Source organism: Kitasatospora sp. NPDC004240 (genome assembly GCF_053603215.1).
Genome location: NZ_JBSGFD010000197.1, coordinates 3487 through 14810 on the forward strand (window position 1 = coordinate 3487; position 11324 = coordinate 14810).

The 11324-nt window shown below is 71.1% G+C and carries 8 protein-coding genes; 5 read left to right on the forward strand and 3 right to left on the reverse strand.

Translation table 11 applies throughout. The features are described from left to right. Positions 1-3033 (reverse strand): NACHT and WD repeat domain-containing protein (locus tag ACWEQL_RS34710; RefSeq protein ID WP_452154371.1); only part of this gene is annotated, 3033 nt, incomplete at its 3' end. Positions 3034-3240: 207 nt separating this feature from the next. On the opposite strand from ACWEQL_RS34710, the gene ACWEQL_RS34715 reads away from it, so the two are divergent. After that, entirely contained in the window at positions 3241-4269 is a 1029-nt protein-coding gene (locus tag ACWEQL_RS34715) for an NAD-dependent epimerase/dehydratase family protein (RefSeq protein WP_452154372.1), read from the forward strand. Here the strand turns inward: ACWEQL_RS34715 and ACWEQL_RS34720 are convergent. After that, entirely contained in the window at positions 4266-5612 is a 1347-nt protein-coding gene (locus ACWEQL_RS34720) for a hypothetical protein (RefSeq protein ID WP_452154373.1), read from the reverse strand. The two genes, ACWEQL_RS34715 and ACWEQL_RS34720, sit on opposite strands and share 4 nt — an antisense overlap. A 253-nt stretch (positions 5613-5865) precedes the next feature. Here ACWEQL_RS34720 and ACWEQL_RS34725 point away from each other — a divergent pair, with 253 nt between their 5' ends. The 4 genes from ACWEQL_RS34725 (at position 5866) to ACWEQL_RS34740 (ending at position 8421) form a co-directional block, all read left to right on the forward strand. After that, entirely contained in the window at positions 5866-6306 is a 441-nt protein-coding gene (locus ACWEQL_RS34725) for an ATP-binding protein (protein ID WP_452154374.1), read from the forward strand. Then, positions 6303-6782, forward strand: coding sequence for a hypothetical protein (locus tag ACWEQL_RS34730; RefSeq protein ID WP_452154375.1), 480 nt, complete (start codon positions 6303-6305; stop codon positions 6780-6782). The genes ACWEQL_RS34725 and ACWEQL_RS34730 overlap by 4 nt, the downstream gene beginning before the upstream one ends. 434 nt (positions 6783-7216) lie before the next feature. Beyond that, positions 7217-7591: a transposase gene (locus ACWEQL_RS34735; protein ID WP_452154376.1), complete on the forward strand. Its 375-nt coding sequence runs from the start codon at positions 7217-7219 to the stop codon at positions 7589-7591. 116 nt (positions 7592-7707) lie between these two features. Further along, positions 7708-8421 (forward strand): carbon-nitrogen hydrolase family protein, encoded by a 714-nt coding sequence (locus tag ACWEQL_RS34740; protein ID WP_452154377.1) that lies wholly within the window; start codon positions 7708-7710, stop codon positions 8419-8421. 242 nt (positions 8422-8663) lie between these two features. On the opposite strand, the gene ACWEQL_RS34745 is transcribed toward ACWEQL_RS34740, so the two are convergent. Next, positions 8664-11324 (reverse strand): LuxR C-terminal-related transcriptional regulator (locus ACWEQL_RS34745; RefSeq protein WP_452154378.1); only part of this gene is annotated, 2661 nt, incomplete at its 5' end.

The following is an 11324-nucleotide window of genomic DNA, read 5'->3' on the forward strand; positions in this document are numbered from 1 at the left end:
CTGGGTACCGGTGATCAGGTCCCACACCCGCACGGTTCCTTGTTCATCACCGGTGACGGCGTGCGGGCGGCCGTCCACCACCGTCACCGCCACCGCGGTCACCGCCACCGCGCGCCTCCAGTTGGTGTGACCAGCCCACTGACGGACCTGGGTACCGGTGATCAGGTCCCACACCCGCACGGTTCCTTGTTCATCACCGGTGACGGCGTGCGGGCGGCCGTCCACCACCGTCACCGCCACCGCAGTCACCCAGGCGGTGTGCCCGGTCAGCTTGAGGACCTGGGTGCCGGTGATCAGATCCCACACCCGCACCGATCGGTCGTCGCCCCCGGTGACGGCGTGCGGGCGGCCATCCAGCACCGTCACCGCCACCGCGGTCACCCAACTGGTGTGGCCGATCAGCTTGCGGACCTGGCTGCCGGTGATCAGGTCCCACACCCGCACCAACCCGTCTTTGCTGAGGGTGACGGCATGCGGGCGGCCATCCAGCAGCGCCACCGCCAGCGCGGTCACGGTGCGGCCAGGCAGAGTTCGGACCAGGGCCAGTGAGACCTGGCTGCCCGTGGCCCAGCGCACGCTCCAGTCGGCGTCGCCTGGCAGACCGGCTTGGAGCAGTGTGTTGCGGAAGCGCGCGGCATCCAGCGCGAGGAGCTGGCGGCGTGCCGCGGGTGGCTGCGCGTGGTGGACGCCCCAGGAGGTGCGATAGGCGGCGGCGTTGAGCCTGGCCTGGTCGGAGTGGAAGTGGGGCAGGGCGTCGGCAAGGGTATAAGGGTCGGCGTGCTGGAGGTAGTCGGCGTCGTTGAGAAGTTCGTCCAGGCGCCCGGCGTCGACTGCGTGCTGGGCGATGTGCCGCAGCAGATAACCGGTGGCGTGTTGCCACCGCAGGCGGTCGGCCGGATCCCGGGGGACGCATTCCAGAAGTTGATCGAACAGGCGTTCTGCTTGACCGGGTGGAGAGTCCGTCGTCAACGGGGAGCCCTTGCTGAAGGGAGGATTGGCAGGCTGGCGGAGCCAGTCGGCGAGGCCTTCGTGGAAGAGCCGGTAGAGGGTGGTGCCGTCATTGTCTATGTCGCGGCGTAGGTAGAAGCGTGCTTCTCCGTCCAAGAGGGCGTACAGGCCCCTCATGGACAGGGGAAAGCCACCGTCAATGGCGAAGGCTGCGGCGGCATGGGCCAGGACGCTTTCGGGCATACCCCGGCCCTGGGCGAAGGCGAGGGCCGTGAGCACCGGACGCAGGTGGACCTGGTCGGCGTGACGGTGCAGGTCGAGTTCGAGGAGGTCCGGCAGGTTGCGAGGCACGGCGCGGCCGAGCCCGACGGCTTCCTCAGGCGTAGCAGCGGGTGAGATGGCCAGGAGGTGGTGGACGTAGAGTCCCACGGTGAGGAACTCACCCCATTCCAGGGCCCCAGCGGCCTGATGCGGCTGTGCGACCAGGGCGTGTGAGGTAAGGGTTTCGGCGATCGTTTCGGCCAGAGCGTCCCGGACGGGCTTCAGGGTGCTGAGAGTGTAGGGGCCGTCGGCGGTCAGGAGATGTTTGGCGTAGGCGGCAACATCCCGGCGGACCTCCTGCGGTGGAACGGTGCTCAGGTCCGTGCACGCTCCGGCGGCCCGCGCCAGGTTGAGGAGCCGGTCGAATCGTGTGTCCGCGCGGGTGGCGACCAGCAGCCGCAGCCGGGCGTCGGCCGTCTGCGCATGCCGGGCGAGTGGGAGAAGCAGGGCGGTGGTGATGTCCTGAGGGTCCAGGGCTTCGTCGAGGGCGTCGATGACGATGGTGACCGGGGGTTGGCCGGGGGGCAGCAGGTCCAGCAGGTGCTGTGCCGGGTCCCCGGTAGTGTCGTGGGTTTCCTCGGTCGGTGGGGTCGGGGCGGCGGGGGTGGTGATGTGGCGCAGTTGGCGGGTCAGGGAGGCGATGATGTCGTCCAGGCCCAGGCGTCGTGCGTGGACGGCTGCGATTCGGTGGTTCTCGCCCGGTACGTGGTCGCCGAGTGCCGCCCATAGGGGGCGGGCGTGGCGGCGCAGGGCCGGGTGGGCGGCGCACAGGAGGATGCCGAGGAGTGCGGATTTGCCGGCGCCGGCTTTGCCGGTGACCACGCGCAGTCCCGGGGTGGCGGTGTCGTCGTCGAGCCAGGCGGTGAGGGTGTCGAGTTGGGGGGTGCGGCCGCTGAAGTAGCCCTCGTTCCAGTCGCGGTTCACCGGTTCGGCGCCGCCGGCGCGGCGCATGAAGTGCAGGGGGTCGGCGGCCCAGTCGGCCAGGCGGGCGATCTCCGGGGGCAAGTCCCGTGCCGGTTCGGTGCCGGTGCCGGGGGTGTGGGAGGGGTTGGGGAAGAACGGCAGCTGGGAGAGGTCGGCGTGGCCGGGGACGAGGCTGGTCAGAATCGACTGCGGTAGCCCGTTGGACTGTTCGGCCAGTTCGTCGACGGCGCGGCCGATGTCCCGCCAGACCGTGGCGGGTGGGATGTACCGCAGGGAGGGGTCGAAGCGGACCTCCAGGTCGCGGTACCTCTCCAGCACCTGCACCAGGGCCCGGCTCAGCCGGAAGCCGAAAGCCTGCTTGTCCGGTCCGGTCGCGGCCAGTACCCACGCCCGGCGTTTGTCCACGTCCATCCGCGAGTGCCAGGCGGTCACCGCGGCCTGCCCGGCGTAACAGACGTCCAGGACGAACAGGGTCATCGGCCGATGTTCCTCGGGGCTGTTCTCGATCCCGCTGATCCAAGCGCCCACCGACGGCTTCCGGGGCTTCCCGTCGCTGCCCAGGACGTGCAGCTCCTCGCTGAATTCGCCCAGTTCACCGTGTCCGACGATGTGCACGATCAGCACGTCGGCGTCCTCGGCCACGATGGCGGCCTCGACCAGTGCCCCGGGGTCCTTCTGCGCCTCCGCTACTGCGGCCGGGCGCCGGGTGTAGCGGAACTCCTCCAGGATCCCCGCGACCCTGTCGGCATGGACGGGGGCTTCCTCCAGGACGTCCAGGCCAAACCGCGGCGAGTCACCGTCCTCGGTCCGCGTCAGCGCGATCCCCAACGACAGCACCACGTGCCGTGGTCCGCCCGGGCCTTCCGCCCGCTCCACGCCCGACGCCACCGCTGCCCACCACCCCTCGGCTCTCTCGTTACTCGATCAGCGACGCGGTTCGACGATAGACACTCCACGCCTGCGTGGTGGCCGGATCACCCGGATCGGACGACGACTGATCCCGCAGGCGGCTGCGCGAAGCCGTGAAGGGCTGGCAGGATCGCCCGCATGAGGATTCTCGTCCTGGGTGGTGGCTGGTTCCTGGGCCCGGCGGTCGTGACCGGAGCGCTGGCACGGGGCTGGGAGACGACCACGTTCACGCGTGGACGGTCCGGCCACCCGGCGCCCGGCGCGATCGCGGTGCACGGGGACCGTGAGCAGCCCGAGGATCTCGCCCGGCTGGCTGAGCACGGTCCGTGGGACGCGGTGGTCGACACGTCCGCTTCCGCGTTGAGCCCGCGCGATGTGTTGGCCGGTGCCCGCGCTCTGGAACCGGTTGCCGGCCGGTACGTGTACCTGTCCACGGTGGCGGTGTACGAGGGGTGGCCCGAGGAGCCGCTGAACGTCGACTCGCCCGTGTGGGACGCTCCGGCCGATGCTGGGCCGGAGTCCGCTCCGCCCCCGGAGGGGGCGTCGGGCGTCAACCCCCAGTACGGCCGGCGGAAGGCCGGCACCGAGCGCGCGGTGACCGGGACGTTCGGCCTTGCCCGCACCAGCCTGCTGCGACCGGGTGTGATCCTCGGGCCGGGGGAGTACGTGGGACGGCTGCCGTGGTGGCTGCGCCGGGCGGAACGGGGTGGGCGGATCCTCGCTCCCGGTGATCCGGCGAGGAGTGTTCAGTCGGTGGACGTTCGGGACGTTGCCACGTTCGCGCTCGACCAGGCCGCGGGGGTCGGCCATCAGGTTCACAATCTGGCCGCGCCGATCGGCCGGGAGACGATGGGGGGTTTCCTTACGGCCTGCCTGGACGTGACCGGCAGCTCAGGGGAGCTGGTGTGGGTCGAGGACGAGATCCTGCTCGGCCGCGGTCTGCGTCAGTGGACGGAACTCCCGCTGTGGTGGAGTCACCCCGGTGTGTCGGTCATCGACCCGTCATCGGCGGTCGCGGCCGGCTTCCGCAGCCGGCCGCTCACGGAGACCGTCGCGGATACGTGGGCGTGGCTGGAGAAGGGCAACCTTCCGGTGCCGCACAGGCGTTGGGCGAAGCACGGAATCGACCCGGAGAAGGAGCGCGGCATCCTCGAGAGCGTGAGCTAACCAGCGCTCCCGTCGAGGGCGAGCCGCACCGCTCCCGGCCCCAGGGTCTGCGGTGCGGCGACCAGGGTGAAGTCGTCGATCCGTTCCGCGAGTTCCCGCGCGAGCTGGGTGTTCCGGAACGTCGGGGACACAAGCTCACCCCGGATCGTGTTGACCCGGCCGGCGAGGCCCGCTCCGCGCCACTCCCGAGGCAGGCTGAGGACCGGTCCGAGGGCGTCAGCGGCACCGTCCAGGTCGCTGCGCATCAGCAGGGCGGCGGCGAGGTCGGCACTGGCCTGCGGCGCCACGACCAGCGGCCTGGCGCCTGCGGAGCGAGCGGCGATCAGCTCCAGCGACCGCCGGGCCGAGGCCTCGGCGCCGGCACCGTCCCGCAGGAGCAGGAGAGTGGAACTGTTGCTCATGGCGACCCGCTCCGGGCTGAAACCGAACTTGCCCGCCACGGTGTCGTGGAGATCGTCCACGGCCGAACTGCGGTCGGCCAGGCTCCGCTCGATCGCGTGGTGAGCTTCCTCGGCGCGGCCGAGATGTGCGTAGGCGCGGGCGGCGATCGCTGCCAGCCGTGCCTTACCCGTGGCACCCACGCCGGGGAAGGACTGTGCCTGACCGATCTGGCGAACCGCCTGAGCGGGGTTGCCGCTCCAGTAGTACAGCACGGCGAGGTAGCCGTGGGCGTACGCCTGGAGCGGACCGTACTCGGCGACCTGGCCGTAGAGAGCGGCCGCTCGCGTCAGTTCGAAGGCGTTGGGCATGGAGCCGAGATCGAACGCGCAGGCGGCCAGCAGTGCCGAGGCCTGGCCGGCCACGAGGTACAAGCGTCCCCGCTGCGACAGGACCTGTGTGCGGTCCAACATCACCGTCGCGAGGCCGAGCAGTTCCTTCGCCTGCATGAAGATCATGTGGGGCGGTGTGGAACTCGTGGACCGGACCAGGCGCACCAGGTCGTCCTCAAGCTGGTCGAGGCTGAGATCGGGCAGCAACTGCGAGGCCGCTTCGGCGGCGTGGGCGCGGGCATCTCTTGCGGTCATGGCCAGTTCTCTCTCGTCGAGCACAGGATCCTGCGCTGCCTGGAGCGCTTGGACCTGGTCGTCGGTGCAGGGGGCGAGCAGCTCGTGCATGGGCCTGCCGAACATGCTCTTGAGGATCGCCGGTGCGGGGTGGTGGGGACGGGAGACGTCGCCGGCCCGCCACCGCTGGAAGCTCTTGTCCGTCAGGGTGACGTTCCTGAAAGCGATGTCGCCGGTCTCCCGATAGAGCTCAGACGCTACGCGCCGGTACTCGGCCTTGAAGGCCCGGAAGTCCAGCTCTTCGCGGGCGACTAACGCATCGAACAGATTGCTGCTCATCTGCGGTCCCTTCCGGGGCCGCAGCCCCAGCTACTCGCTGCTCGTCCCCTTGCCTACCACCGCTGGAACGGCGGCCGCAGAGGCTCATTCGAAGTGTCGGCGAACCGTCCGCGGTTTGTCTCGGGGGTCACCTGAATGGGAGCCAGTTGTCCCTGTTATGGGAGTGGTTATGTCCAGGCAGCAGGTCCACTGTTGATCCCCGCAAGCGAACCAGGGACGGGGCGTTCAGGCGCTCCTTTGAGGAGCGGTGCACATGGTGGGTGTCGAGCAGCGGGGATCCTCCCTGCGTCAGTGGCGGACCACGCTCACGGCCGTCCCCGAGACGGTTGCCGAGGCACGCCGGAACGTGCGTCTGGTGCTCAAGGGCTGGGGATGGGAAGGCGGAAAGGCGGACGACCTCGTGTTCATCTGTTCGGAGCTGGTGACGAATGCCATCCGTCATGCCAGCCGGCCGGGCGGCGAGGTCGGTCTGCGGGTCCAGGAGATCGGCGGCGACTGCCGGATCGAGGTTCTGGACGGCCGTCCCGACCTGCCGCTACCCCGTAGCCCCGTCACCCGGCTTGAGAGCGGCCGTGGCCTGATCCTCGTCCGCCAGCTCGCGGACGACATGGACGTGGCGACCACCGGCACGACCAAGAGGGTGTGGGCGAGGGTTGTGCTCGCCACCGATGAGCCGACGAGGAGCGCTCCGTGAAGACCATGATCAGGCACCTGCGGAGGATCGTCGGTCGAAACGACCGCACAATGTCGACGGCCCAGCCGCAGGGTAAGCCGCCGGCATTCAACGCAGGACCGGGCTCGGGCGTGTTCGTCCGGCAGCGCCCCTGGGTTCCCAGCGAGCCGTTCTGGTGCACGGTGACCGCCTACTACAGCTCAGGGCAGCCCCTGCGGCTGTGGAGCAGCGGTGCGCGGGACGTCCGGCTCGCTGCTCGCGAGCTTCAACGGCAGGTCCACAGACTCGCCGCGCAACTCGGACTCGAGCCTGGCACGGCGCCTGTCGCTTGGTTGGACAGCCGCGGTGGCATGGGCCGTGCGATGGACGACCTGGCTGCCGGACGCAGTCACGCGGTCACCTTCACGCATGACCTCGTGACCTATGTGCTCGCCGTCGAGCCCAGCGATGGCAGTGAGCCGAGACTTCCCGGCCGCGGAGTTCCCTGCCCCGCCTGACGCGAGAGCCACCAGCGATGCTGACGGCTGCTCCCCAGCCGCGCCCGTTCACACCCGTGCCGCCAGGCCCGCAAGCCTGCCTTGAACACGCAGCTGCCTGGGCAACCGCCTTCCAAACCGTCGGGCAGGCTCTCGTCGCTGCAGCCTCACGCGGAGAGCTGACGCGTGGCCTACGCGCAGTCCTCGCGCATCTGGTGATCTTCCACTGGAATCGCCTCGGCCTCCCGACTGCGGCCCAAGCCGCCCTCGCCCAAGCGGCCCGCGATCACATCCTCGGGTCCACAGCGAGGGACGAGTTGTGACTCCCTCCGACTGATCGGCGCTCAGCTTTTGGCGTTGAGCGCCGTTGAGTTGACCGCTGACACCACGCGCGGCTAGGCCGTTCCTCTCGGATCATCTGATCGTTGGTCTGGTGTGCCGTTGAGTGACGCGCAGTGGGCGCGCATAGAGCCGTTGTTGCCGGACCAGATGCCGAAGCGGGTGGGCGTTGGCGTGATCACTGGCAGGTGATCGACGCGATCGCCTGGAAGTTCCAGACCGGCTCGCAGTGGGTCCACCTGCCCGCCGAGTACGGCTCCTGGAAGGGCGCCTACACCCGGCTGAGGAACTGGGTGATCGACGGCACCTGGGAGAAGGTCTTCACCGTCCTGCTCGCCCAGGCCGACGCCGAGGCGACCTGTCGAGGATGCCGACAGCGCAGATATCTGGGTTGGCAGGGCACGTTGATTGCCGACGCGCCGGAAACGATTCGACGGAAGTGTTTGCGCGCCGGTCCACGATGCGGTCTGCGACAGACCAGAGGTCGGTGACATCCCGGTATGAACGGAACGGAAAACGGTGTTGCTGTCAGCGGCCCGTGATCCAAGGTTCTACTGGTGGGGTCCCGGGGTTTCCCGCGGCCCGGTCGGCGGCGATGATGGAGGCCATGATCGTCGCAGCCACCCAGTTCGCCCCGGTCGCCGGGGACATCGACGCCAACGTCCGTACCATCGCCGGGCTGATCCGGGCAGCCGGGGCCGACGGCGCCCGCATGGTCGTCTTCGCCGAGCTCGCCGTGACCGGCTACGAGCCGACGCTGATCCGGGACACCCCCGGCCTCGTCCTCACCGAGGACGACGCCCGCCTCGAACCCGTACGGGAGGCGTGCCGCGCGGGCTCGTTGGCGGCGGTCGTCAACGGTCCCGTGCACGCGGCGGAGGGCCGGCCCACGGTTACCTCGCTCGTCATCGGTCCGGACGGCGGACTCCTCGCAAGGTACGACAAGCAGCACTTGTACGGCATCGAGCAGGAGGTCTTCGCGGCAGGCGGCCGGGACGGCCGCTTCGAGCTGGACGGCACCCGGTTCGCGCTGGCCACCTGTTACGACAACCGCTTCCCGGAGCTCGCCGAGCGGGCCGCCGCCGACGGCTGCACGGTCTATCTGGCGAGCTCGGTACTCTCCGCTGACAACGACTCGTTCGAGAAGGTCTATCCGGTGCGGGCCAGGGAGTTCGGTCTCCACGTGGTGCTCGGCAACGTCCTGGGCGACAACGAGGACGGCGTGGGCTGCGGCGCCGCCGGCGCCTGGGGCCCGGACGGCGAACGGACCGCCGACGCGGGCACCGAGGCACCGGGTTACGTGCTCGCCGAGGTCGGCTGAACCGCGCGCCGAACAGTCGGATCAGGTGTGAGCCGCTGGCGTGCGGCACCGTCACGTCACCGAGGTCGACCGCAGCCTCCATGCCGGGCAGGCGCGTCTGCGGGACGAATGCCTGGGCCTTGCCCGACTCCACCAGGATCTGCGGCTTGCGGTCGGCGACGTAGCGCCTGACCTGCTGATACGAAACCTCGGCACCGCCGTGTGGTGTCCGGTTCGCCTGGTTGACGGGTTTGGGCGCTCCGCTACGGCGCCGGTGGGTCGTGCAGGTGGGCGAGGTGGTCGCGGGTGGTGCCGAGTTTGCGCAGGACGGCGGCGACGTGGTGCTCGACGGTGCGCGAGGAGAGGAACAGGGCGGCGGCGATGTCCTTGTTGGTGGCGCCGTGGGCGAGGAGGTCGTGGACCTGCTGCTCCCGGGGCGAGAGGCGCTCGCCGTAGCCGGCGCGGCCAACTTTCGGGGCGGGTGCCTGCCCGAGGGCTCTCAGCCGGTGTGCGCAGCGGGCCTCGTCGCTGGTCGCGCCGAGGCGCCGGTACACCTCGCTGCTGGTGTTCAGCCGGGTGGTCGCACCGGTCGGGTCGGTGGTGGCCAGGGCGGCGCCGGCCCGTTCCCCGGCGAGCGCGGCGGGGTAGGGGCGGCCCAGGGCCAGCCACTGGGCGCGGGCCTTGTCGAACTCGCCGGCCGCCTCCACGGGCCTCTCGTCCAGGGCGAGCAGGCCGCGGCACAGTGCGGCCTCCGCCGGCGCCCCGGCAGCCTGTCGGCCCGCGATGCCCGCGGCGTGCTGCCCGGCCAGTTCCTCGGCCCGGGCCCGATCGCCGCGTTCGAGGAGGATCTCGACGGCGGTGGGCACCAGGTCCCAGGAATGTGTCCAGCACTCGCGCCGTACCACGAAGCCGAGCATGTCGGGCGGGCCTGTGAGGGCCTGCCACGCGCCGATCGTGTCGCCCGCGGCCAGCCGGATACGGGCCAGGGCGGCGGCCGTGGGGATGCTCATCGTCACCGCCCCGTCCTGGGCCATTGCCGTCTCCAGATGGGCCACGGCCTGGGCGGTGCGACCCCGCGCGGCGGCGCTCACCCCCCGGGCGGTACCGAGCAGCCCGCCGGTGACGAGCGGGTTCGGCACATAACGGTGGCGGAAGTCCTCCACCTCCCGCTCGAAGACCTCCCACCCGCCCGACAGCCACCGCAGCAGGACCCGGTAGGAGTCGGTGTACATGACGACCATCGGCATGTCGTTGCGCACCGCCAGCGCGGCGGCCTCCGCCAGATAGCCGGCCGCCTCCTCGTCGTTCCCCCCGTAGACCGCCGTCTCGACGGCATTGGCGAGCGCCATCACGGTGCCGCGGACCATGTACGGGTTGTCGTGCACCCGGGGCAGTCCCGCCAGAACGGCCGCCGCCCGCCCGTCATGGCGATCGCCCAACACGTCCAGGTAGTTGAACGTCACCACCGAGCGGCTGTCCTCGTCCTCGCTGTCCGCGACCAACGCCATCGCCCGCTCCAACTGCGCCATCTGCTCGGACGCGGTGCCGCCCTCCGGGGCGTGGGAGGCGAGGATCGCCAGCACACGGGCCAACAGCTCCGGCGGCCCCTGCTCCAGCTCCGGCACGGCCTTCCTCAGTTCCGCGATGCCGGCCTGGTCCCCGCCCAGGTTGTACATGATCATGCCCATTCTGCTGCGGATGTCGCCCCGGGTGGGGGCCGGCAATCCCGGGGTGGCCAGGATGCGGCGCAGCGAGGCGACGGTGCGCTCGTAGTCCGTGCCGTACCTCGTCGCCCGGCTCAGCGCGAGGGCCACACGCGCCACCCGCTCCGGTGCCAGGCCCGGCTGCTCCAGCACCTGCCGCAGCAGCGCCGCGGCCGTGCCCGAGTCGCCCATCGACTCCGCCTGGGCGGCCGCGGCCTCGGCCTGCTCCAGCCACCCCTCCACGTTGCCGGTCTGCCGCAGGTGGTGGGCGATCTGCACCAGCGGCGGATCGGGCAGTTCCCGCAGCGCCTCCACCGCCCTGCGGTGCAGCCGCATCCGTACCGGGCCGGGCAGTGACTCGTACACCGCCCGGCCGGCCAGCACGTGGGCGAAGCCGTAGTGGTCCGGGCCGAGCTCGTGCAGCACCGAGCCGGCCAGCGCCTCGGTCAGCGCGTCGGCCGCCTCCTGTTCGTCCGGCAGAGCGGCCATCCGCCCGAGAAGCCGCTCGGAGGCCGGCACCGCCAGCACCGCGGCCCCGCCCGCCAGCGCCACCGCCCCGGGCGGCAGCCCGGCCAGGCGCTGCCCGATGATCTCCCGCAGGCTCCTCGACACCCCCAGTGCGGTCAGCGCCTGCGCATCCGGCACCGCCGGGCCCGTGGAGGCGAGGGTCAGCAGGTCCTCCTCGACCACCAGCGGCAGGCCACCGCTGCGCTGCAGCAGGGCCCTGACCACTTCGGGCGTGGCCCGCGCGCCGAGCACCCCGCGCGCCATCGCCGCCAGGTCCGCCTCGGCCAGCGTGTTCAGTGTGATCTCCGTGCCGGCCGTGCCCGCCGGAAGGCTGTAGGGGGCGCCGAGCAGCGGCATGCCTGGTGGCAGGTCCTCGGCGCGGTAGGTCAGCAGCAGCCTGGCCCGCGCGGGCAGGTCACGGGCGAGGAGCAGCAGCAGGTCCCTGGTCGCCTCGTCGGCCCAGTGCAGGTCCTCCACCACCAGCACCACCGGGGCGACCGCGGCGAGTACGGCGCGCACCCCGGCCGCGACCGTCGGACGCTGCCCCACCGCCTCCGGGTCCCCGGCCGGTTCGGGGAGGAAGTTCGCGAGGTCCGGCACCAGCGCCGACAGTGCCCCCGCCACCTGGGGCAACGGCCCCGCCCGCGCGGCCTGCGGAACGGCCGCGCGCAGTGCGTCGGCCACCGGGCCGAACGGCAGCGGCTCACGCAGCGG